A 21,550-nucleotide genomic window follows, 5' to 3' on the forward strand; every position below is an offset into this window, starting at 1 on the left:
CGAGCGGCCACCCGCCCAGCCAGCCCCGCGAAGAGGGAGTGTGCAGCCGGATGAACGAGCACGACCCGCGGTACGACGCGATCATCATCGGCGCCGGTTTCGCCGGCATGTACATGCTCAAGACGTTGCGCGACAAGGGATTCCGCGCGCACGTCTACGAGCGCGGCACGGACGTCGGCGGAACCTGGTACTGGAACCGGTACCCGGGCGCCCGCTGCGACATCGAAAGCCTCTACTACTGCTATTCTTTCTCCGAAGAGCTGCAGCAGGAATGGCAGTGGACCGAGCGATACCCGTCGCAGCCGGAGATCCTGCGCTACGCCCGGCACGTGGCCGATCGCTTCGACCTGCGGCGCGACATCTCCTTCGAGACCAACGTCCGGGCCGCCGCCTTCGACGAGCAGACCGGCCGGTGGACCGTGCGAACCGACGACGCCGAGATCACCGCGCGGTTCCTGATCACCGCGGTCGGCTGCCTGTCGGCCACCCAGACCCCCGACTTCCCCGGCATCGGCACGTTCCGCGGCGAGTCGTACCACACCGGCCGCTGGCCGCACGAGGAAGTGGACTTCACCGGCAAGCGGGTCGGGGTGATCGGCACCGGCTCGTCGGCGATCCAGGCGATCCCGGTCATCGCCGGGCAGGCCGCGCAGGTCACCGTGTTCCAGCGGACCGCGCAGTTCAGCATCCCGGCCCAGAACCACCCGTTGAGCCCGGACGAACAGCGCCGCGTGAAGTCCGACTACGCACGGCTGCGCGCCGAGGCGCGGATGACGCAGACCGGGATCCTCGCCGAGCGGTTGCAGCGCAACGCCACCGAGGTGCCCGCCGCCGAGTTCAAGGCCGAACTCGACCGGCGCTGGGGCATCGGCGGAACCACGTTCACCTCGACGTATCCCGACACCCTGCGCGACCCGGCGGCCAACGAGCTCTCGGCGGACTACGTGCGGGACAAGATCCGGGAGATCGTCGACGATCCCGCGACCGCCGAGCTACTCTGCCCGCACGACCACCCCATCGGCACCAAGCGGATCTGCGTCGACACGGACTACTACGCCACCTACAACCGCGACAACGTGTCCCTGGTCGACATCCGGCGCACGCCGATCTCGGCGATCACGCCCGGTGGTCTGCGGGTCGGCGGCCGAGACTTCGAGTTCGACGTCATCGTGTTCGCCACCGGTTACGACGCGATGACCGGGCCGCTGAACCGCATCGACATCCGGGGCGCCGGCGGCCTGCGCCTGCGGGAGAAGTGGGCCGAAGGGCCGCGGACCTACCTGGGGCTGGCCAGCGCGGGCTTCCCGAACCTGTTCACCATCACCGGGCCCGGCAGCCCTTCGGTGCTCAGCAACATGATCGTGTCCATCGAGCAGCACGTGGAGTGGATCGGCGAGCACCTGGAACACCTGCGCGACAACGGGTTCACGCGCAGCGAGGCCGCCGCCGACGCCGAGCGGACCTGGGGCGAGCACGTGAACGCGGTCGCCGCCGAAACCCTCTACCCGCGCGCGGCGTCCTGGTACATGGGTGCGAACGTGCCGGGCAAGCCGAGGGTCTTCATGCCCTACATCGGCGGCGTCGGCACCTACCGGGAGCACTGCCGGGAGATCGCCGATGGCGGCTACCGCGGCTTCCACCTCACCGCGTGAGGGGCTAGGCCGGTCCGGAGTGGACGATCAGCACCAGGGCCGGCTCCGGGCCGGTGCGGCGGTGGCGGTGCCCGGTGTGGCCGGGGTAGGCGATGCTGTCGCGCGGGCCGAGCGCGTGCAGGGTCGGCTTCTCCGGCTCCTCCAGGAGTTCCACCTCCAGCGAGCCCGAGACCACGTAGACGAATTCGCGGCGGGCGTGGCTGAAGTACTCCTCGAACTCCTCGGTGCTGACCACCATCTCGGTCACGTCGGCGCCTTGCTCGAAGTGGTCGAGCAGCCGCACCGAGTCCACCACCTGGCCGGCGCCGCGCTCCAACCGGACGCCGCCCGCCGAGGGGGCGGCCTCGGCCAGCAGCGCCTGCTGCGTCGTGCGAAGCGATTCGGCGATCAGGAACAGCGAGCGCATCGACGGCCGCGCCCGCCCGCGCTCGACCTGGCTCAGGAACGGGTGCGAGAGCCCGGTGTCCGCGGCGACCTGGACCAGGGTGCGCCCGAGCTCCTTGCGGCGGGACCGGATCGCCGCGCCGAGGCGGATGTCCGCGTCCTGCACACCGCGCCGCCTGTCCCCCACCGCTGCCCCTTCCACGGGTCGCCGCCGTCCCACCCGATGTTACCGCCGTCAACATTCCGCGCGGCGACCGGAGTTGCCCGGCCCCGTGGTCGGTGCTGCACTGGCCGCGCGGAGACGTTGCCGGGGGGCGAGGGGCGATGACCGAGGCCGAACCAGTTTTCGACAACCTGCGGGCGCTGTTCATCAACTGCACGCTCAAACGCTCGCCGGAACGCAGCAACACCGAAGGTCTGCTGGAGCTCAGCGCGGGCATCATGCGCCGCAACGGCGTCGAGGTCGACAACATCCGGGCGATCGACCACGACATCGCCGTCGGCGTCTGGCCGGACATGACCGAGCACGGCTGGGCCACCGACGAATGGCCGCAGCTCTACCAGCGCGTGCTGGCCGCCAACATCCTGGTGCTGGCCGGGCCGATCTGGCTTGGCGACAACAGTTCCGTGATGAAGCACGTGATCGAACGGCTCTACGGCTGCTCGTCGCTGCTCAACGACGCCGGCCAGTACGCCTACTACGGCCGCGTCGGCGGCTGCCTGATCACCGGCAACGAGGACGGCGTCAAGCACTGCGCGATGGACGTCCTCTACAGCCTCCAGCACCTCGGCTACACCATCCCGCCGCAGGCCGACGCGGGCTGGATCGGCTCGATCGGCCCCGGACCGTCCTATTTGGACCCCGACTCCGGCGGGCCGGGCAACGACTTCACCAACCGCAACACCACGTTCATGACCTACAACCTCATGCACGTGGCGGCGATGCTCGACCGGGCGGGCGGATTCCCCGCCTACGGCAACCAGCGCACGGAGTGGGACGCGGGCTGCCGACCCCACTTCGAGAACCCCGAACACCGCTGACCTCCGCCGTTCGGGCACTGGCCACCGGCGCCGCCGCGACCCTACGCTGGGCGTGCCGACCAGTGAGAGGTGCGCATGACCGACCAGACCACGCCCGCGGTGTTCGAGCGGGTGCTGCCGTTGTTGTCGCCCGCGCCCGAACACCCGGATTTCGACGGCGGATACCTGGACCTGCTCGGCGGGCAGGCGGCGGAACCGTCCGGCCCGATCCAGTCGTTCTGGGAGTCCGGCGCGGGATCCGCCTGCTACGACCACCTTCAGTCGTTCACCCGCCGGGTGCTGCCGATGTGGTACCGGCTGCCCACGCAGGCGCGCCCGCCGTCGGGCGGGCTGGTGCTCGACGTCGGCTGCGGGCCGGGCAACGTCACCTCGCAGCTGGGCCGCGCCGTCGGGCCCGCCGGGCTCGCGATCGGCGTCGACGTCTCCCGCCCGATGCTCGCGCGGGCCGCCCGCACCGAAACCGCCGACAACGTCGGGTTCATCCGCGCCGACGCGCGCGGGCTGCCGTTCCCCGACGGCACGTTCGACCTGGTCACCAGCCTCGCGGCGCTGCAGCTGATCCCCGCCCCGCACGAGGTGCTCAGCGGCATGGCGCGCGTGCTCGCACCCGGCGGCTGGCTGGCGGTCATGGTGCCGACGCCGCGCGGCGGCCTGCTGCACCAGGCGGCCAAGCTGACCGGCGGCCGGTCCGGCCTGAAGTTCTTCGACGCCGAGCAGGTCGCGGAATCGCTGCGGGCCGCCGGGATGGACGTGGTGCACACCCACCGCACCGGACCGGTGCTGTGGATCAGTGCGAAACGGGGCGCCTGACTTCCACAGTGGACTATTCGGGGCGGACCCGCGGCCGGGCCTGGGTCAGGTAGTCGTCGATCGCGTCGCGGTTCGCGGTCAGCGACTCGATCCGCCGCTGGATGTTCGCCCGCTCCCGCTCCAGGTTCGTGAGCATCTCCGGGGCGACGATGCGCATGTGGATGGCGCCGGGCTTGTCCAGGCAGGGCAGGATGTCGCGGATGATCCGGGTCGGGATCCCGGATTCGAGCAGGCCGCGGATCTTCAGCACCCGGTCCACCGAGCCCTCGCCGTAGGCGCGGTGCCCGAGCTCGTCCCGGGCCGGCCGGATGAGGTCCTGCTCCTCGTAGTACCGCAACAGCCGCACCGACACCCCGGTCCGCTCCGCCAGCTCACCGATCCGCATGCGGCCATTATCCCCGGCATCCGGTGTGCGCCACGTCACCGGCGGATCGCTTGCCCTCACACTTGTGTGAGGTCTTCAGGGTGGGGCCATGACTTCGGACGTGGAGGCCCGCACGGCGGGTTCGAGCGCGAAACTGCCGATCGGCGCCCTGTCGGCGTTCGCCACCGTGGTGCTCATCGGCTGTCTGACCGAGACGCTGCCCGCCGGGGTGCTGCTCCCGATCAGCGCCGATCTGCGGGTCTCGGAGTCGCAGGCCGGGCAGCTGGTGTCGGTGTACGCGATCAGCACGGCGGCCACCTCGGTGCCGCTCACCGCGCTGACCCGGCGGCTGCCGCGCCGCGGGCTGCTGCTCAGCCTGATCCTCGGGTTCGCCGTGGTCAACGGCGTCACCGCGATTTCGCCGTGGTACCCGTTGACGCTGGTGGCGCGGGTGCTGGCGGGCGCGGTGTCCGGGGTGATGTGGGCGATGATCGCCGGCTACGCGATGCGGATCGTGCCGGCGGAGCGCGCCGGCCGGGCGCTGGCGATCGCGATGGTGGGCACGCCGATCGGGTTCGCGATCGGGGTCCCTGCCGGGACGGTGCTCGGGGAGCTGATCGGGTGGCGGTACGCCTTCGGTGCCATGGCGGTCATCACCGCGGCGCTGGTCGGCTGGGTGCTCTGGCAGGTCCCGCCGCTGCCCGGACAACCGGCGCAGCAGCGCGCGAACACCCTGGAAGTCCTTGCCAGCCGCGGTTTCCCGGCCGTGCTGGCCACCACGTTCGCACTGGTCCTCGGACACAACGTCCTCTACACCTACATCGGCCCGGTGCTCGCCGCCGCCGGGCGGGTGGAGCTGCTCAGCGCCGTCCTGCTGGTCTTCGGTATCGCCTCGGTGCTGGGCATCTGGATCGTCGGCGCGCTGATCGACCGCCGCCTGCGCCTGCTGATCCTCTCCTCGGCGCTGGTGATCGGCATCGCGGTGGCGCTGATCGGAATGGCCGCGGCACTGCCGGTGGTGCTGTTCGCCTCGGTCGCGTTGTGGGGCTTGGCGTTCGGCGGCGCGCCCACGATGTTCCCGGCCGCGGCGGCCAAGGTCGCGGGGCGGGACGCCGACGTGGCCCAGTCGCTGACCATCACCGTCTGGAACGTCGCCATCGCAGCGGGCGCCTACCTGGGCGGAGCGGCGCTCGACCTGGCGGGCGACGCGACCCCGCTGCCGTGGATCACGGCGGCTCTCGCCCTGCTATCCCTGCTGGTCTACGCGGTGCTCACGGCTGATCGGCCGCCGCGTAGTGCGCGATGAGCCGCTGCAGCAAGGCGCGGGCCTCTGCGCCCTCCAGCGCAGCGGACAGCAGGCCATCGAAGACGCGGTGGAACCGCGCCAGGTCGTCGGGGTCGGCGATGGTCATCTCCGTGTTGACCGTCTCCACCAGCACGAGGTCGTCGATGATGACGAAGCCGTGCAGCGGAACGACGGTGAGCTGCGCGTCCAGCGGCACGATCGCCAGCCGCGTCGTGGACATGCCCGCCAGGGCCAGCAATCGGTCGAGCTGGCCGACCATCACCTGCGGCGGGGCGATGGGATGCCGCAGCGCGGCTTCGGAGCAGAGGATCTCCACGGACGTGCGCGGGCTGAACAGGACGCTCTGGCGGGCCATCCGCTGCTCGACCGACTCGGCGATGTCCCGCGAGCTCTGGTGCAGGTCCGCGACGACCTCGAAGACGTGCCGGGCGTACTCGGCGGTCTGCACCAGGCCGGGAACCAGCGCGATCTCGAACAGCCGGATGCGCTCGGCGCCGTCCTCCAGCTGCCGGCCGTACTCCTGCCGGGCGCGATTCCCGGTGCGCAGCTGGCGCTTCCAGCTCGCCGCCTCGATGCGGATCTCGCGCAGCTCCTGCCGCAGCTCGGCCGCCGCATCGTCGGCAGCACCGGTCAGCCGGCAGTAGGCGACCACGTCCGCGTCGGAGACGGACTGCTTCGCCGTCTCCACCCGCGAGACCTTGGACGGCGTCCACCCGGCTAGTTCGGCGAGCTGTTTCCCGGACAGCCCGGCCGCCAGGCGCAGCCGACGCAACGCGTCGCCGAACGCCAGGCGGCGTGTGTCGAAATCCGTCACCGGCTCCTCTGGGGCAGGTCGTGCAGGTAAACCATCAATGGAATCGCATGATCGCATGCGATCTCCCGCCAGGCCCGGTAGCGGTCCACCTCCCGCGGGCTGGCGATGATCTCGGTGCCAGCGAATCGCTGGTCCTCGTAGTGCATCAACGCGACCCTGGTCTCGTCGAAGAGCCAGAAGTCGCTGGTCGGCAGGCCCAGCTCGGCCGCTTCGACCTGGGGCAGCACCCGGATGTCCTCGCCGGCGGCGATGTTGGCCGGGCCGACGTCGAGCTGCCAGCGCTGGTACTCGGTGGGCGGTTCCCCGAAGACGCGCACCCGGGAGACGAGCCGGCCCGCGCGGGTCGCCGCCGCGACCTGGTCCAGCCAGGGCCGCAGCCAGCGCAGGTCGTCCGGCTCGCCCGCCCGCCAGCGGCGCCAGGGTTCGGCTTCGTCGGGCTGGCGGTAGGTGCCCTGGCATTCCCACCGCCACGCCCGGCGCTCGAACGAGCGCAGGAGTTCGTCGAACTCCGCGCCGGGTAACACCCAGGAACTCACGGTGCCGCCTTCGGCACGAAGTCGAGCAACGCGGCCGGGACCTCCACCGCGGTCTCGTGGTCGGGGAGCCCGCGTTCGCGGAGCGCGGCGAGTGCTTCGGGGTCGGTGACCTTGTAGCCCTGGACGACGTAGGTTCCCTGGTCGGTGCTGTACAGCGTGGGGCAGGTACCGGCGTGCGACGTCGTTCCCTGGAAGGTCAACTTCACGTGCTCCTCCTCGTCGAGAAGATTCATGCATCGTCTGTGCAATACAAGCATTCGGTCAAGCGTCGGCCCGCCGCGCAACTCAAACAGCCGAACCGGGTGATCCACCGACGTGATCAACTGGGCCGTTCGGGTTGGAAATCCGGAGAATTGCTTAAATTGCTTGAAATGCGCGCGGCTGGTTCCCCATACTTCGATCATCGACGGGCCACGGAGAGATCGACTGGCGGGCGAGCTCTCCCCGGGCCTCCAGAAGTCCCCGGCCCGGTGCTGAACCCCGACTCGCACCGGGCCGGCCTGGAACCATCCACAATGGACCGCCGTGACCTGCTGCAGCGCCGCGCGGTCACGGCGGAAACCACCTTGATGGCTCGGCGCCGAAGGGGTGAATCCGGGCCGTCGAACGACTTCCGGGCGAGTGACAAACCCAGCCGCGGGCCCGAAACTGGCTCCGGTTCGCGAGGACCACCGAGCCGGAAGGGGGCGTTCGATGGATCGCGGCTCGCCGCACCCGACGTTCGGGATCGAAGAGGAGTTCCTGGTCCTGGATCCCGGCACCGGCCGGCCGACGCCGCGAGCCGCCGACGTCCTGCGCGAGGTCCCGGCGACCGGAAGCGATGTCACCGGCGACTTCGCGGCGGAGTTCGCCCGTTTCCAGCTGGAGGCCAACACTCCCGTGTGCCGCACCGCGGCCGAGGCGCACGACCACCTGATCTCGGCCCGGCGCAGCCTCGTCGCCGCGGCGGGCCGGCGCAACCTCCGAATGGTCTCCACCGGCTACTCCCCGCTCGGCATGCCCGATCCCGTCCCGATCACCGACAAACCCCGGTACCGGCGCATCGGCGACCGGTTCGGGCTGCTGCTGGACTCGCACGCCACCACCGGTTGCCACGTCCACGTCGGCATGCCCGACCTGGCCACCAGCCTGGCCGTGTCCAACCACCTGCGCCCGCACCTGCCCGCGCTGCTCGCGCTCACCGCGAACTCCCCGTTCTGCGACGGCCGGGACACCGGGCACGCCAGTTGGCGGACGATCGTCTGGTCCCGGCTGCCATCGGCCGGACCACCGCCGGTGCACCGGGACCCGGCGTCCTACCAGCGCGCCGTCGACCTGCTACTGGCCAGCGGCGCCGCGCTCGACCGCGCCATGGTCTACTGGCTCGTCCGGCCGGCGCCGCATCTGTCCACATTGGAGATCCGGGTGGCGGACGCGGCCGGCACGGCGGAAGAAGCGCTGCTGCTGGCGCTCCTGGTGCGCGCGCTGGCCGCGGTGGCGCTGCAGGACGTCGCCGAGGACCGTCCCGCGCCGGAGCTGCCCGACGAGCGGCTCCGCCTCGCGCTGTGGCGCGCCGCGCACGACGGCCTGGAGGGCCAGGGGCTCGACGACACCGGGGAACTCGTGCCCGCGCGCTCGCTGCTGGACGAGTTGGTCAAGACGGCCCTGCCCGCGCTGGACGCCAGCGGCGACACGCAGTTGGTGACCGGCGCCCTCGACCGGCTGCTGCGCCACGGCAGCGGGGCCCACCGCCAGCGCTTGGCGCACGCCCGCCGGCAGGACATCGCCGACGTCATCGACCTGCTCGCCGAGCAGACCGGCGCTACCCCGCCCACCTGATGGAACGTCCACATTGGATTTTTGGATTAACCGTGCTGTTGAGCAGATCTCACCGAGTTGATCTACATTTCGCCCCACCGCCTTGCTAGGCTCGGCCCCCGAAGCGCCACCCGACAAAGGGAGGTCCAGCGATGGCCGCAGCTCCGCAGCGGATCGTGGACGCCGTTCTCTTCGACACCTTCGGCACCGTGGTCGACTGGCGGTCCGGCGTGACCGACGCCGTGGCGGCGATCGCGTCCCGGTGCGGCGTCGAGGTCGACGCCGCCGAGTTCGCGCTCCGGTGGCGGGCGCGCTACCAGCCTTCGATGGAGCCCATCCGCAACGGCACCAGGGAGTTCGTCAACCTCGACGAGCTGCACCGGGAGAACCTGATCGCGACGGCGGAGGAGATGGGCCTGCCCGTCGACCGGATCGAGCCGGCCGACCTGGAGTGGCTCAACCGGGCCTGGCACCGGCTCGACGGCTGGCCCGACAGCGTGCCCGGGCTGGCCGAGCTCAAGCGGCACTTCATCATCGGCCCGCTGTCCAACGGGCACGTCGCGCTGCTGACCAACATGGCCAAGCATGCCGGGCTGCTCTGGGACGTCATCATCGGCTCCGACGTGATCCGCGCCTACAAGCCGGACCCGAACGCCTACCTCGGCGCGGCCCGGCTGCTCGACCTGCCGCCGAACCGGGTCATGCTGTGCGCGGCGCACAACTCGGACCTGGCGGCGGCCCGCAGCGTCGGGTTCCGGACGGCGTTCGTGGCGCGGCCGCAGGAGTACGGCCCCACCCAGCAGACGGACCTGCACGCCACCGACGCCTGGGACGTCATCGCCCGCGACATCCGGGACCTGGCGACGCAGCTGCGCGACCACGCGACCTGAGTCCTGCGGGCCTAGTCCGCTTCCGGCGCGAAGGCCTGCAGGAAGGTGCGGACGGCGGCCGCCGCCACGGTCCGGAGCTCGTCGTCAGGCACCTGGCGGGTGCCCAGGCGGGCCCGCGCTTCCATCGGGCCGGTCAGCAGCGCCGCGAACTGCTCGGCGGCCTCGGCCGGGTCGCACGCGCGCAGGCGGCCCGCCAGCGCGAGCCGGGCGAGCCGGTCGGCGAGCGCTTCGGTGACGCGGTCCGACGCGCGGCCCCGGACTATGTCGATCAGGTCGGGGAACCTGCCCAGCTCGGCGTAGAGCAACCGGCGCAGCGCCCAGGAGCGGTCGTCGCAGTGGCACTGGAGCAGGCGGAAGCCGACCTCTTCCAGCATCGGCCGCAGGTCGCCCTCGCTGCGCAGCTGGTCGACGACCTCCATGTTCCGCGCGAGGGCCCGGTCCGCGTCGGCGGCGATCGCCTGCCGGAACAGGTTCTCCTTGTCGCCGAAGTGGTTGTAGACGGTGGGCTTGGCGACGCCGGCCTCCGCCGCGATCGCGTCCACCCCGGCCTGGGCGTATCCCTCGCGGGCGAAAACCCGCATTGCCGCGTCCAGGATCGCCTGGCGCTTGTCGATGCGACCGCGTGAGGCGCTGCGTCCCGACGCCGCCGTTGTGCCCGCTCCGCTCACACCGACATGCTACCCCTCGCTGAACTCGCGGGTTCATTCGAATGGACCCCGCCCAGCGGCGCCCGGCTCTGCATCGCAGCGTCGAGGAGTTCCCTCGTGGCCGCGTGCTTCGGGGCCGCGAGGACCGCCTCGGTCTCGCCCTGCTCCGCGATCTCCCCCTCGTGCATGATCAGGAGCCGGTCGGCGAGGCTCGTCGCCACCGCCAGGTCGTGGGTGATCACCACCAGCGCCGTGCCCGTGTCCCGGTGCACCCCGTTGAGCAGGCCGAGCAGCTCGGCCTGGGTCAGCGCGTCGAGACCCGAGGTGATCTCGTCGCAGATCAGCAGCTCCGGCCCGCTGAGCAGGGCGCGGACCAGGGCCGCGCGCTGGAGTTCGCCGCCCGACAGGGAACGCGGCAGCCGCGCCGCGCCGGACTCCGCCACGCCGAGGCGGGCGAGGCCCTCGATCGCCTCGGCGCGCGCCGCCGAACTCGTTGCGCCGCGCAGCCTTTCGGCGGTCCGGGCGACCTGGTCGAGGACCGGGACGAACTCGTTGAACGACGCCCGCGCGTCCTGGAACACGTACTGGATCCGGGCGAGCTGGTCCCGGGTGCGCCTGCGCAGCCGCGGCGACAGCAGGTCTTCGTCCAAGCGGATCTCGCCGAGGCGGTGCGGGTGCAGGCCCGCGATGCAGCGCGCGAGCGTGGTCTTGCCGCTGCCCGAGCGCCCCACCACCGCCAGCTTGTCGCCCGCGCGGATGTCCAGCGTCACCTCGCGCAGCGTGTCCACTCGGCCGTGTCCCGCCGTCACCGCGCTCACGGTCACCAGCGGTCGCCCTCCTCCGGTACAGCCGGGCTCGGCGGTGCGCCCGGGTTGCGCGGCGATCAGGCGCTTCGTGTAATCGTGCCGGGGAGAACCGAGGACCTCCCGGCGCGAGCCGGATTCGACGATGCCGCCACCGTTCATGACCAGCACCCGGTGCGCCAGCTCGCGCACCAGGTCCAGGTCGTGGGTCAGCAGCAGGACCGCGATGCCCTGCGCCGCAACGGCTCTCAACTCCCCGACCAGCCGGGCGCGGGTCACCGCGTCCTGGCCGGTGGTCGGTTCGTCGGCGACCACGACGCGCGGGCGGCCGACGAGCTCGTGCGCCAGCACGACGCGTTGCTGCTGCCCGCCGGAAAGCTGGTGCGGGTATCGCCGCAGCAGCTCATCTCCGTCCGGCAGCTGCGCCTGGCGGAGAGCTTCGAGCACCCGCGCCCGCACCAGCCGCCTGCGCTCCGCGCGGGTGCCGGCGCGGACGTGCAGGCGCGCGATCTCGTGCAGCACCGAACCGATGCGGCGAACCGGATTCAGCGCCGCCGACGGATGCTGCGGGATGTAGCCGACGAGGCCGGGTTCCGGCGGGCGGTCGGCATCCACCGCGACACCGGCGACTTCCACCGAGCCCGTGACGCTCGCCCCGGCGGGCCGTTCGCCGAGCAGCGCCAGGGCCGTGGTGGTCTTCCCGCTGCCGGACTCGCCGACCAGCGCGGTCACCTCGCCCGCCGCCAGGGCGAACGACACCCCGGAGACGATCTCGCGGCCGCCGGCGGCGACGGTGAGGTTGCGGACTTCCACGACGGTCAACGTGCCTCCAGAGCGGTCGGACGAGCGCGCAGCCACCGGTCGAACGCCAGGTTCACGCCCACCGACAGCAGCACGATCAGCAGTGCGGGCAGCGCCACCGCCCACGGCTGGATGAACAGGCCGGTCCGGTTGCGGTCGACCATCGCCGCCCAGTCGCTGGCGCCCGGCGAGATCCCGACGCCCAGGAAGCTCGCCGACGCGACCAGGTAGATCGCCCCGGTGAAGCGGGTGCCCAGGTCCGCGGCGAGCGTCCGGCGCATCGCACGGGCCACGTAGCCGACGCCGATGCGCAGCCGGCTCTCGCCCTGCAGGCGCATCGCCTCCACCGCGGGCCCGCTGGCCAGCGAAAGCGCCGACGCGCGGCTGATCCGCACCACGTCCGGCAGGTTGATCAGCGCGACGATCCCGATCAGCACCCATGGGGCGTCGGGGGCGATCGAGGCGAGCAGCAACAGCATCAGCATCGACGGGATCGCCAGCACCAGGTCCAGCGGCCGCATCAGCGCCTCGTCGAGCAGGCGGCTCTTCGTCATGCCCGCCGCCAGTCCCAGCGGGACCGCCAGCAGGTAGGTGCAGGCCGTCGCGGTCGCGGCGGTCAGCACCAGCGACCGGCCGCCCAGCAGCACCTCGTTCCACACGTCCCGGCCGAGGAAGTCGGTCCCGAACCAATGACCGCCGCCGAGCGCGAAGGCCACGTCCTTGGCCGTGTCGCCGGTGGCGAACAGCGGCCCGAACAAAGCCAGCAGGACCGGCACGCCCACCAGCGCGGCGGGCAGCAAGTACTTGTTCACCGGCCCACCTCCGAGGCCGGCGCCAGGCCACGGGCCGCGATGTCCGCCGCCAGGTTGACCAGCACCGTGGTGCCGGCGAGCACCACCGCCAGACCCTGGATCACCGGCAGGTCCCGCGCCGAGACCGCCTCGACCAGCGTCGTGCCCAGGCCGGGGACGACGAAGATCGCCTCGATCACGATCACGCCGCCGATCAGCCAGTCCGCGGTCCGGGCCAGCTGCTGCACCGCGGGAGCGATGGCGTTGGGCAGCGCGTGCGCGAAGCGGGCGCGGGCCGGCGAGATCCCGAGCCTGCGGACGTGGCGGACGTACTCGGCCCGCTGCGCGTCGATCATGCCCGCGCGCACCAGCCTGCTCAGCGAGCAGATCGGGCGCAGCAGCAGCACGAAGACCGGCAGGACCAGCACCGCCGGATCGCCCAGCAGAGAACCGGATCCGACCGCGGTGGGCGGGAACCAGCCCAGTTGCACCGCGAACACGGTCACCACCAGCACGCCCATCGCGAACTCCGGCGCCGAGTACAGGCCGAGCGTGCCGCTGGTGACGACCCGGTCCATCCAGCCGCCTTCGCGGTGCGCGGCGAGCATGCCCAGCGCCACCGACAGCGGCACGAGCAGCACGAGGGTCAGTCCGGCCAGCAGCAGCGTCGGCCCCAGCGCCGCGCCGATGATGTCGGCCACCGCCCGCGGTCCGACCAGCGACTGGCCGAAATCGCCGTGCAGCGCGCCGAGCAGCCACCCGCCGAGGCGCTGCCACGCGGGCTCGTTCAGGCCGAGCTGTTCGCGCAGCAGCGCGATGATCGCCGGGTCCGGGTCGTCCCCAGCGATCGTGACGGCCGCATCGCCCGGCAGGGCCTCTGTCAGGAAGAACACCGCGGCCATCACCAGGACGACCTGCACCACGCCGAGCAGCACCCGCCGGAGGACGTAGCGGATCACGCCAGCCACACCTTGTCGTAGCGGGCCCACTCCAGCGTGTTGGCCGGGGCCCGGTCGTCGATGCCGCCCACGTTCGGCGCCGACGCGACGATCCAGTCCGACACGCCCCACCAGAGGAAACCGCCCTCGCGGTGCAGCTGGTCCTGCATCTGGAAGTACAGCTGCTCGCGGCGGGCATCGTCCGCTGTGGACTGCGCCTCGTGGTAGAGCGCGTCGAAGTCCGGGCGCTGCCACTTGGTGTTGTTGGTCGTCGAGGTCGTCAGCAGGCGCTGCGAGATGTGCGATTCGAGCGGCATCGCGCCGGACCGGTAGCTGGCGAGCACCCCGTTCTTGGCGATGTCGGACCAGTAGGTGTCCTTGTTGCCCAGCCGGACGTTGAGGTTCAGCCCGGCCTGCCTGGCCTGGTCGGCGATGGCCAGCGCCGCCTCCTTCAGCCCGGTCGAGGCGTCGGAGGTGTCGAAGTCGATCGCGAGGCCTTCCGCGCCGGCCTGCTTGATCAGGGCGCGGGCCCGGTCGAGGTCCTGGGCGCGCTGCGGCAGCGCGTCGGCGTAGTAGCGGTAGCCCTTGCCGTAGAGGTCGTTGCCGAGCTGCCCGGAGCCCTGCAGCACCGACCTGACCAGCTCGTCCCGGTTCACCAGGTGGAACATCGCCTGGCGCAGCTCGGGCCGGTCGAACGGCGGCCGGTCGGTCTTCAGGACCAGCCCGTGGAAGTTGCTCAGCGGCAGCCGGTGCACCTGCACCCGGCCGGCGTTCTCGTGCGTGCGGGCGCTGGTCGGCGTCAGGTCGTGGGCGTACTCGACCTGCCCGCCCAGCAGTGCGTTGACCCGCGCCGCCTCGTCGTTGGTCACGACGATCTCCAGCTCGTCCAGGTGCGGCGCACCGTCCCAGTAGTCGGGGTTGCGGGCCGCGACGAAGTTGCGGCCGGGCTGGAAGGAGACGAAGCGGAACGGTCCGGAACCCACCGGCCGGTCGAAGTCCCGCGTGCCCTCCGGGACGATGTAGGCGCCCAGCGTGGCGAGCGCGTTGGGGAACTCCGCGTAGGGCCGCTTGAGGCGGAACTCGACGGTGCGGTCGTCGAGCTCGCGGCTGCCGGGCAGGTCGATCACCTGCAGGCTGGCCTTGGCCCGGCGGCTGCTGCCCGGCTCCACGATCCGCGCGAAGCTGGCCAGCACGTCGGCCGGGCGCACCGGTCGACCGTCGTGGAAGGCCGCCCGCCGCAAGGTGATCCGCCAGGTGAGCAGGTCCTGGCTGGGCTCCCAGCGCTCCGCCAGCCGGGGCTGCGGGGACATGTCCGAGCCGTAGTCGGCGAGCTTGTCGAACAGCGCCTTGGCGCGGGCGATCTCGATGTAGAGGTCCGTTTCGTGCGGGTCGAGCACCTCGGCCGCGCCGCCGCCGGAGAACGCCGCGCGTAACCGCCCGCCGGGGCGGGGCGGCCCGACCGCGGTGGCACCGGTCCCACCGGCGCAGCCGGACAGCGCCGCGGCGGCACCCGCCGCCGTCAGGCCCAGGAAACCGCGCCGGCTCAGCCCGCGAACGAGCCTGGATTCGTGTTGCATGCTGGGGTTTTCTCCATTCGAAGGCGTCCCGAACCAAGACTATCGACAACGATAATGATTTTCATCTACTTCGCCAAGGGGCGGCCGCGAGGCGCGCCTCACTCGTTGCGGCGCAGCACCACGTGCAGCCGGTCGCCGCTGAGCCGGGTGGACAGCGCCGCATCGCGCCGCCACGGCGTCTCGGCACGCGGCCCGGGCTCGTCGAACAGCGCGACGACCGAAAACCCGTGCCGCGCCGCGAAATACCGGATTTCCTGCGGGAACAGCAGCCGCCATGCCGAGCGCTGGATCAGCGGCTCGGCGCGGCCCGGCCAGTCCCAGTGCCGTTCCCGGCGCAGGAGCTGCTCCGCGTGGTCGATCCACAGCCGCGTGCGCGACCGGTACTCCACCCGTTCCCAGGCAACCACCTGCTCCCGCACCCCGTCGAGCAGCTCGGTGTTGCCCAGGAAGAACGCGCCGTTGCGCATCTCGGCGATCAGCAGGCCGCCCGGCCGCAGGTGTTCGTGGCAGCGCCGCAGGAAGGCGTCGACGTCGTCGTTGCCGTGGCAGTACAGGAAAGCGCTGTCCAGGCAGGTGATGACGTCGAATTCCGCCGGCAGGGGCCCGAACGACCGCATGTCGGCGACCACGAAGTCCGCCTCCGGGCAGTGCTCCTGCGCGTGCGACACCATCTGCGGCGAGCAGTCCAGGCCCGTGACGCGGTAGCCGAGCGCGGTCCAGCAGCGGGCGTCGCGGCCGGTGCCGCAGCCCACGTCCAGCAGCCGCCGACCCGATCCGAAGCGGTGCACCAGGTCGTCGACGAAGCGGGCCGCGAGGTGCTCGGGATCCGGGAACCGCTGCTCGTAGATGGCCGGGTTGTCGGTCAGGAAGTTGGCGCTGACGATGTTGGGGCGCACTGCGAATCTCCCGTTCTCTGGTCCGGTCCGATGCCGCCGCGGCGATCCAGCACGAGCACCGCGAGCGCCGAACACCCTCCGATGAGGACGCACAGCGCCGAGGGCAGCCACGACCACTCGTCACCGGAGAGGTCGGTCAGCCAGCCGATCAGCGCGTTGCCCGCGGCCGCCGCGACACCGGAAATCAGGTAGAAGACGCCGAAGTAGGTACCGGCGAGCTCGCGCCCGCCGAACGACGGGATCAGCTCGTAGACGAACGGCTGCGCGAGCATCACGCCGACCGCCAGGAACAACGCCGTGATCAGCACCGGCGCCAGCCGGGCGAACGTGTCCCCCGCGCCCGCCGGAGGCGTCGCCGGGACCGCGGCCGCGGCGATCGCGGTGGCGACGAAGCCCGCGCCCATCAGCCCCAGCCCGATCCCGATGGCCCGGCCGCGGCTCCACCGGCGCTGGGCCAGCTCGGTGATCCGCACCTGCAACGCCAGCGTCGCAGCCGTGGAGACCAGGAAGATCACCGCCACGGCGGCCGCGGACCCGGTGAGCCGCTCGGCCTGCATCGGCAGCACCAGGTAGAGCTGGTTCTGCAGCGCGAACATCCCGGTCAGCGCCCCGGTGAAGGCCAGGAACCGGCGATCGGTCAACACGCCCCGCCAGTCCGCCAGCACCGACGTCGCGGGCCGCTCCACGCGGCGGACCGGCAGGACCGCCACCTGCGCGACAGTCAGCAGCGCGAAGACCACCGCGGCGGCCACCGCGGACAGCCGGAAGCCGACCACCATCAGCACGCTTCCCAGCAACGGCCCCAGCAAGGCCCCGGCGTTGGCGAAGATGTTGAACAGCGAGAAGGCCTCGGCGCCCCGGTCGCCCGCCTCCCGCGAGAGGTAGGCACGCACGGCCGGGTTGAATAACGCTCCGGCCAGCCCGCTGAGCACAGATGCCAGCAGCAGCACCGAGAACGACGTGCCGAGGGCGAACAGGCCGAAGCCCACCGCGCGCAGCGCGCATCCGGCGACGATGACGCCCCGCGCGCCCAGCCGGTCCGCCGCCGAACCGCCCAGCAGGAACAGGCCCTGCTGGCTGAGGTTGCGCACGCCGAGGACGACCCCGACCAGCACCGCCGACATGCCCAGGTCGTGGGCGAGGTATCCCGCCAGGTACGGGACCAGCAGGTAGAAACCGGCGTTGACGCCGAGCTGGTTGACCAGCAGCACCTGCACGGCAGGCGGGAAACCCCGGATCAGCCGCCACGTCTTCATAACGACACCACCGGGCGCACCCCCAATCCGCGATCGCCGGCGATCCGCAGCACCCCGTCGTCGCCGCCGATCCCGGTCCACGGGTCGTGCGCCAGCAGCAGGTGGCCGTCGAGATCGACCCAGCGGGCGAAGCCGGCGAGGTGCACGGCCGGGGCGATGCCGAGCGAACTCGAAACCAAGCACCCCAGCATCACGTCCACGCCGTTGCCGTGGGCGAGGCCGATGATCTCCCGAGCGGCCCGGATTCCGCCGCACTTCGGCAGTTTCACGTTGACCCCGTGCACCCGCGGGCCCAGGGCCCGCACATCGGCCGCGGTGGCAGCGTCCTCATCGGCGATGACCGGCACCGGCGACCGGGCGGCCACCTCGGCGAGCAGGTCCGGCGTGCCCGGCTTGATCGGCTGCTCGACCGCGTCGACCCCGAACTCCGCGACCGCCTTGAGCAGCCGGACCGCCTGCTCCGGCTCCCACGCGCCGTTGGGGTCCAGCAGCAGGCGGGCGCCCGGCGCGGCCTCGCGAATCGCCGCCAGGCGCGCGAGTTCCTGCCGCTCGTCCCCCGCCCCGAGCTTCACCTTGAGCACCGTGAAGCCCCGGCCGGTGAGCTCGCGCGCCGTCCGCACGGCGCGCTCCACGGGCATGATGCCGATCGTGTAAGCCGTCGGGACGGGCTGCCAGTGCGCCGTGCCCAGCAGCTCGAAGACCGGCACGCCGCGGAGCGTCGCGACGAGGTCGTGCACGGCCGAATCCAATGCCGACGACACGCCGGGCGACGCGCTGAACACCGGGATCCGGCCAGGATCGCGCTCCCCCGCCAGCGCTTCCCGGGCGGCCGCCAGCTCCGTCTCGATGCGCTCGACCGTCAAGCCGTAGTACGTGCTGGTGACGACCTCGCCGCGGCCGACGGCGCCGTCGTGCTCGATCTCCACCACGACCGCATCCCGCTCGGACATCACCGATCGCGAGATGCGGAACGGCTCGCGCAGCGCGAGGCCCCGCACCGCCCAGCTCAGCCTCATGCCGGAACCTCCATCGCCAGCAGCGGATCCGACACGAGCCGGCACCTCGTCCACCCCGTCGCCTCCACCGCGGGATGCGCGATCTCCACCGGCCGGGACGCCGTCGGCCCGGCCAGCAGGCCCCGCGCACGGCAGTAGTCGTCGTCGAAGATCGTGCCGAGGTAGCGGTGCGGTCCGTCCGGGAAGACGGTCACCACCTGCGCGCTCGGCTCGACCCGCGCCGCCCACGCCGACACCAGCGCCACCGCTCCGGTGCTCCAGCCGCCGGTGATGAACGCGTGCCGGGCCAGCGTGCGGCAGGCCTGCACCGCCTCGCCGGGCCCCACCCAGTGCACCTCGTCGAACTGTCCATATGCGACATTGCGCGGGTGGATGCTGCTGCCCAGCCCGCGCATCACGCGGGGCCGGGCCGGCTGCCCGAAGATCGTCGAGCCGACGGTGTCCACGCCGATCAACCGCACGTGCGGCCACCGGCGCCGGATCGCGCGGATCGTGCCGGCGCTGTGCCCGCCGGTGCCGACGCTGCACACCAGCACGTCCACCTGGTCGATCTGGCGGGCGATCTCCTCCCCCAGCGCCTCGTAGCCGGCCGGGTTGTCCGGGTTGTTGTACTGATCGGGCCAGAACGCATCCGGCCGCTCGCGGAGGACCTGCTGCACCCGGTCCAGCCGGGCCTGCTGCCAACCACCGGCGGGATGCGGCCGGTCGACCACTTCGAGGCACGCGCCGTGCGCCCGGAGCAGCGCCCGCATGGCCGGTTCGAGCTCGCTGTCCACGACCAGCACCACCGGATGCCCCAACGCCTGCCCGGCGAAGGCCAGGCCCACGCCGAGCGTCCCGCTGGTCGACTCGACCACCGCCGCGCCCGGTCGCAACTCGCCGCGGCGCCGGGCCCCGGTGAGCATCGAGACCGCCGCGCGGGCTTTCATCCCGCCCGCGCTCAGGCATTCCAGCTTCGCCCAGAACCCCGGCTGCCGATGCGGCAGCGGCGCGCTCACCCGCGCCAGCGGGGTGTCCCGGAGCAGACCGAGCAGATCGGGATTTCCCCACATCAGCGCACCTCCGTGCGGTAGCGGTAGAGGGTGCTGGGGCCGCCGTCGAGCCAGAAGAAGGGATAAGGCTCCGCCGAGACTGCGGTGACCCCACCGCCCAGGAAGCACGGCAGGATGCCGCTCGCGGACTGGGCGAACATGACCAGCGGCTTGCCCGTGGCCCTGGCGTGGTCGAGCAGCGGCTGGAACGTGCCGTTGCCGACGACCATGCCGGACGCCAGCACGGCATCGCAGCCGTCCAGCGCCGCGACGGCATCGGTCGCGATCGGCTCGCCCCACTCGGTCTCGCCGCCCTTGAAGTCGCACGCGACGTAGCCGGTCCCGCGCTCGCGGAGGTGGTGCAGCAGCGAGTTGACGACGCCGACGACCAGCACCCGCCGGCTCCGGGGCAGCAGGTCCACCACGGATTCGGCGCGGTGCAACGACTTCTGCAGTGAGTTGCCCCGCCCGACGGCGACTTCCTCCGCGTGGTCGTGGTGCGGGCGCAGCCACTGCAGGTAGGCGTCCAGAGCCGCGATGCGCACCGCGGCTAGCGGGCTCCGCAGCAGGTCGCGGACGGGTGTCCCGACGCAGCCGAGGACGACCTCTTCGGACACCTCCCCCGGTTCCACCGCGCAGGAGCCCACCGCGTCCTCGACCCGCAGGCTCAGCACGTGGTTCCGGTACGACTGCGCCCGGTCCGCGTGCCGCACGCCCTGCTTGGTCAGGAACCCGACGCTGACCTGCGCTTCGTCCGCGCCGAAACGTCCACTCAGGACCTGCTCGGTCAGGTCCGCCACCGAATGCGGCGTCACTTCCCCGCCTCCGCGTAGCGCACGTCCAGCCCGGCGACCAACGACTCGGCGCGGGCGCGCGCCGCCCCGCTGTCGGCGCTGGTGACCATCACGTGCCCGAGGTAGTTGTTGTTGCTGGTGGCGACGCCGGCCCGGTGCCCGGGGTCCTTGACGACCCAGTCGACCACCGCCGGATCGGCCGCCAGCTCCGCAACCCCGCCGATCTCCGCGATCGTCCCCTCCCGAGGCGGGAGCAGGAACGAGATCGCCGCGCTCGCCGCTCCGGTGTCGACGCGGTGCAGGTCCGGCTTCTCCCCCAGCGCGATCTGGGCGTAGACGGCGGCCAGGTCGATGCCGGTCACCCGCCGGATGAGCTCGGTGATCTGGTTGCCCGCCGGGCGCGGGTTCACCTCCACCACTCGCGGGCCCTGCGGGGTGAGCTTGACCTCGGTGTGCCCGACGACGTTGTCCAGCCCGAGCGCCTCGACGGCGGCGACCGCGGTTTCCGCCACGGCCTCCTCCGTCGCGGCGTCCAGCGCCGCCGGGAACATGTGTCCGGACTCGACGAACCAGGGCTGCCCGGCGACGCTCTTGTCCGTCACCCCGACGACCGTGGTCTCGCCCCGGAACGTCACCGTCTCCACGCTCACCTCGGGGCCCGTGAGCAGCTCCTCCAGCAGCACAACGGGATTGCGCCGCTGACCGCGCGCGTTAACCGGGAACTCCAGCAGCTCGTTGTGCGCCTCGCGCAGCTGGTCCGGCCCGTCGACCCTGCGCACGAACATGCCCGCGCACAGGTCGACCGGCTTGATGACCAGGGGATATCCCAGTGCTTCCGCGGCTTCTTCCAGACCGGAGGCCGTCTCAGCGAGGGCGAACGCCGGGCCCGGGACACCGGCTTCGCGCAGGGCCTTGCGGGTGAGGTCCTTCGAACAGGCCCGCTCGACGGCGTCCGGTGGTGCTCCCGGAAGTCCCAGCCGCTCGGCGGCTTTCGCGGCCGCTGGCAGGTAGTAGTCGCAGGAGGTCAGCACGCCGTCGAAGCCGAGGACCGGCTGCAGGCGCTCCAAGCGGTCCAGCAGGTCCGGCACGTCGTTGGTCTCGACGGTGAGCAGATTGTCCGCGCCCAGCAGCGGATGCGGCCCGGGGGCCGATCTGGCTCGGAGGTAGTGCTGGAGGTCGCGGGTCACGAAGCTGAACCGGTTGCCGCCCTCCCTGATGCTCCTCGGCAGCAACGTGCTCATCGCACCGACCCAGCTTTCCACCAACAGCAGGTGGCCCACTCCGTCTCCCTTCGGACGCCTTGTCGACGGTCGGTGATGATAATCGTTTTCAGTAGGATGAGCAATTCGCCTGGGGGTGTGATGTTGGGGGGTCTTGGTTGGGGTTGGGGTTGGGACCTTTGGAGG

At 71.8% G+C, this 21,550-nt stretch carries 22 protein-coding genes; 6 read left to right on the top strand and 16 right to left on the bottom strand.

Annotated features, from left to right (window positions below):
* Window positions 1–50: 50 nt before the first annotated feature.
* On the top strand, window positions 51–1,652 hold the full coding sequence (locus E1288_RS39200) for a flavin-containing monooxygenase (protein WP_132493741.1): 1,602 nt from the start codon (window positions 51–53) through the stop codon (window positions 1,650–1,652).
* 4 nt (window positions 1,653–1,656) lie between these two features.
* Here E1288_RS39200 and E1288_RS39205 read toward each other — a convergent pair whose 3' ends face one another.
* On the bottom strand, window positions 1,657–2,223 hold the full coding sequence (locus E1288_RS39205) for a helix-turn-helix domain-containing protein (RefSeq protein WP_132493742.1): 567 nt from the start codon (window positions 2,221–2,223) through the stop codon (window positions 1,657–1,659).
* 137 nt (window positions 2,224–2,360) lie between these two features.
* On the opposite strand from E1288_RS39205, the gene E1288_RS39210 reads away from it, so the two are divergent.
* Together E1288_RS39210 and E1288_RS39215 are read left to right on the top strand one after the other, a co-directional pair.
* Entirely contained in the window at window positions 2,361–3,077 is a 717-nt protein-coding gene (locus E1288_RS39210; RefSeq protein ID WP_132493743.1) for a flavodoxin family protein, read from the top strand.
* A 75-nt stretch (window positions 3,078–3,152) separates the two neighbouring features.
* On the top strand, window positions 3,153–3,887 hold the full coding sequence (locus E1288_RS39215; protein WP_132493744.1) for a methyltransferase domain-containing protein: 735 nt from the start codon (window positions 3,153–3,155) through the stop codon (window positions 3,885–3,887).
* 13 nt (window positions 3,888–3,900) lie between these two features.
* On the opposite strand, the gene E1288_RS39220 is transcribed toward E1288_RS39215, so the two are convergent.
* The gene (locus E1288_RS39220) at window positions 3,901–4,272 is read right to left on the bottom strand and encodes a MerR family transcriptional regulator (RefSeq protein ID WP_132493745.1); all 372 of its coding nucleotides are present in this window, start codon (window positions 4,270–4,272) and stop codon (window positions 3,901–3,903) included.
* Window positions 4,273–4,360: 88 nt separating this feature from the next.
* On the opposite strand from E1288_RS39220, the gene E1288_RS39225 reads away from it, so the two are divergent.
* A complete protein-coding gene (locus E1288_RS39225) occupies window positions 4,361–5,557 on the top strand; it encodes an MFS transporter (protein WP_132493746.1) in 1,197 nt (398 codons plus the stop codon).
* Here the strand turns inward: E1288_RS39225 and E1288_RS39230 are convergent.
* Genes E1288_RS39230 through E1288_RS39240 form a run of 3 tightly spaced genes read right to left on the bottom strand, consistent with a single transcriptional unit; the run spans window position 5,523 to window position 7,140 of the window.
* A complete protein-coding gene (locus E1288_RS39230) occupies window positions 5,523–6,371 on the bottom strand; it encodes a helix-turn-helix domain-containing protein (protein ID WP_132493747.1) in 849 nt (282 codons plus the stop codon). The two genes, E1288_RS39225 and E1288_RS39230, sit on opposite strands and share 35 nt — an antisense overlap.
* Window positions 6,368–6,907 carry a DUF6879 family protein gene (locus E1288_RS39235; protein WP_132493748.1) on the bottom strand — a complete coding sequence of 180 codons (540 nt, stop codon included), beginning with the start codon at window positions 6,905–6,907 and terminating at the stop codon, window positions 6,368–6,370. The genes E1288_RS39230 and E1288_RS39235 overlap by 4 nt, the downstream gene beginning before the upstream one ends.
* Window positions 6,904–7,140, bottom strand: a complete 237-nt coding sequence (locus E1288_RS39240; protein WP_093269954.1) for a hypothetical protein — start codon at window positions 7,138–7,140, stop codon at window positions 6,904–6,906. The genes E1288_RS39235 and E1288_RS39240 overlap by 4 nt, the downstream gene beginning before the upstream one ends.
* A gap of 460 nt (window positions 7,141–7,600) precedes the next feature.
* On the opposite strand from E1288_RS39240, the gene E1288_RS39245 reads away from it, so the two are divergent.
* Entirely contained in the window at window positions 7,601–8,725 is a 1,125-nt protein-coding gene (locus E1288_RS39245; RefSeq protein WP_132493749.1) for a carboxylate-amine ligase, read from the top strand.
* A gap of 131 nt (window positions 8,726–8,856) precedes the next feature.
* Complete coding sequence (locus tag E1288_RS39250) at window positions 8,857–9,594, top strand: haloacid dehalogenase type II (protein WP_132493750.1); 738 nt, start codon at window positions 8,857–8,859, stop codon at window positions 9,592–9,594.
* A gap of 11 nt (window positions 9,595–9,605) precedes the next feature.
* Here the strand turns inward: E1288_RS39250 and E1288_RS39255 are convergent, their stop codons facing one another.
* The 11 genes from E1288_RS39255 to E1288_RS39300 all read right to left on the bottom strand — a co-directional run bounded on the left by E1288_RS39255 (window position 9,606) and on the right by E1288_RS39300 (window position 21,424).
* Complete coding sequence (locus E1288_RS39255) at window positions 9,606–10,262, bottom strand: TetR/AcrR family transcriptional regulator (RefSeq protein ID WP_093269962.1); 657 nt, start codon at window positions 10,260–10,262, stop codon at window positions 9,606–9,608.
* Window positions 10,259–11,857, bottom strand: coding sequence for an ABC transporter ATP-binding protein (locus tag E1288_RS39260; protein WP_235884127.1), 1,599 nt, complete (start codon window positions 11,855–11,857; stop codon window positions 10,259–10,261). Before E1288_RS39260 ends, E1288_RS39255 begins: the two co-directional genes overlap by 4 nt.
* A 5-nt stretch (window positions 11,858–11,862) precedes the next feature.
* Window positions 11,863–12,657, bottom strand: a complete 795-nt coding sequence (locus E1288_RS48335) for an ABC transporter permease (protein WP_207954806.1) — start codon at window positions 12,655–12,657, stop codon at window positions 11,863–11,865.
* A complete protein-coding gene (locus E1288_RS39265) occupies window positions 12,654–13,595 on the bottom strand; it encodes an ABC transporter permease (protein WP_235884126.1) in 942 nt (313 codons plus the stop codon). The genes E1288_RS48335 and E1288_RS39265 overlap by 4 nt, the downstream gene beginning before the upstream one ends.
* Window positions 13,592–15,151, bottom strand: a complete 1,560-nt coding sequence (locus E1288_RS39270) for an ABC transporter substrate-binding protein (RefSeq protein ID WP_132493752.1) — start codon at window positions 15,149–15,151, stop codon at window positions 13,592–13,594. The genes E1288_RS39265 and E1288_RS39270 overlap by 4 nt, the downstream gene beginning before the upstream one ends.
* Window positions 15,152–15,249: 98 nt before the next feature.
* Window positions 15,250–16,047: a class I SAM-dependent methyltransferase gene (locus tag E1288_RS39275; RefSeq protein WP_132493753.1), complete on the bottom strand. Its 798-nt coding sequence runs from the start codon at window positions 16,045–16,047 to the stop codon at window positions 15,250–15,252.
* Complete coding sequence (locus E1288_RS39280; protein ID WP_132493754.1) at window positions 16,014–17,303, bottom strand: MFS transporter; 1,290 nt, start codon at window positions 17,301–17,303, stop codon at window positions 16,014–16,016. Before E1288_RS39280 ends, E1288_RS39275 begins: the two co-directional genes overlap by 34 nt.
* Window positions 17,300–18,319: a dipeptide epimerase gene (locus E1288_RS39285; RefSeq protein ID WP_132493755.1), complete on the bottom strand. Its 1,020-nt coding sequence runs from the start codon at window positions 18,317–18,319 to the stop codon at window positions 17,300–17,302. Before E1288_RS39285 ends, E1288_RS39280 begins: the two co-directional genes overlap by 4 nt.
* Complete coding sequence (locus E1288_RS39290; protein WP_132493756.1) at window positions 18,316–19,371, bottom strand: PLP-dependent cysteine synthase family protein; 1,056 nt, start codon at window positions 19,369–19,371, stop codon at window positions 18,316–18,318. The genes E1288_RS39285 and E1288_RS39290 overlap by 4 nt, the downstream gene beginning before the upstream one ends.
* Entirely contained in the window at window positions 19,371–20,165 is a 795-nt protein-coding gene (locus E1288_RS39295; protein ID WP_165968495.1) for a Rossmann-like domain-containing protein, read from the bottom strand. The genes E1288_RS39290 and E1288_RS39295 overlap by 1 nt, the downstream gene beginning before the upstream one ends.
* Window positions 20,162–21,424: an ATP-grasp domain-containing protein gene (locus tag E1288_RS39300; RefSeq protein ID WP_132493757.1), complete on the bottom strand. Its 1,263-nt coding sequence runs from the start codon at window positions 21,422–21,424 to the stop codon at window positions 20,162–20,164. The genes E1288_RS39295 and E1288_RS39300 overlap by 4 nt, the downstream gene beginning before the upstream one ends.
* Window positions 21,425–21,550: the final 126 nt, after the last annotated feature.

The sequence above is a fragment of the Saccharopolyspora elongata genome (assembly GCF_004348985.1).
Taxonomy (GTDB): Bacteria; Actinomycetota; Actinomycetes; order Mycobacteriales; family Pseudonocardiaceae; genus Saccharopolyspora; species Saccharopolyspora elongata.

Excerpts from the sequence above, each read along its gene's own strand:
- E1288_RS39210 (WP_132493743.1), top strand. The coding sequence starts at position 2,361 with ATGACCGAGGCCGAACCAGTTTTCGACAACCTGCGGGCGCTGTTCATC.
- E1288_RS39270 (WP_132493752.1), bottom strand. The coding sequence starts at position 15,151 with ATGCAACACGAATCCAGGCTCGTTCGCGGGCTGAGCCGGCGCGGTTTC.
- E1288_RS39285 (WP_132493755.1), bottom strand. The coding sequence starts at position 18,319 with ATGAGGCTGAGCTGGGCGGTGCGGGGCCTCGCGCTGCGCGAGCCGTTC.
- E1288_RS39250 (WP_132493750.1), top strand. The coding sequence starts at position 8,857 with ATGGCCGCAGCTCCGCAGCGGATCGTGGACGCCGTTCTCTTCGACACC.
- E1288_RS39290 (WP_132493756.1), bottom strand. The coding sequence starts at position 19,371 with ATGTGGGGAAATCCCGATCTGCTCGGTCTGCTCCGGGACACCCCGCTG.
- E1288_RS39225 (WP_132493746.1), top strand. The coding sequence starts at position 4,361 with ATGACTTCGGACGTGGAGGCCCGCACGGCGGGTTCGAGCGCGAAACTG.
- E1288_RS39215 (WP_132493744.1), top strand. The coding sequence starts at position 3,153 with ATGACCGACCAGACCACGCCCGCGGTGTTCGAGCGGGTGCTGCCGTTG.
- E1288_RS39200 (WP_132493741.1), top strand. The coding sequence starts at position 51 with ATGAACGAGCACGACCCGCGGTACGACGCGATCATCATCGGCGCCGGT.
- E1288_RS39245 (WP_132493749.1), top strand. The coding sequence starts at position 7,601 with ATGGATCGCGGCTCGCCGCACCCGACGTTCGGGATCGAAGAGGAGTTC.
- E1288_RS39280 (WP_132493754.1), bottom strand. The coding sequence starts at position 17,303 with ATGAAGACGTGGCGGCTGATCCGGGGTTTCCCGCCTGCCGTGCAGGTG.
- E1288_RS39240 (WP_093269954.1), bottom strand. The coding sequence starts at position 7,140 with ATGAATCTTCTCGACGAGGAGGAGCACGTGAAGTTGACCTTCCAGGGA.
- E1288_RS39220 (WP_132493745.1), bottom strand. The coding sequence starts at position 4,272 with ATGCGGATCGGTGAGCTGGCGGAGCGGACCGGGGTGTCGGTGCGGCTG.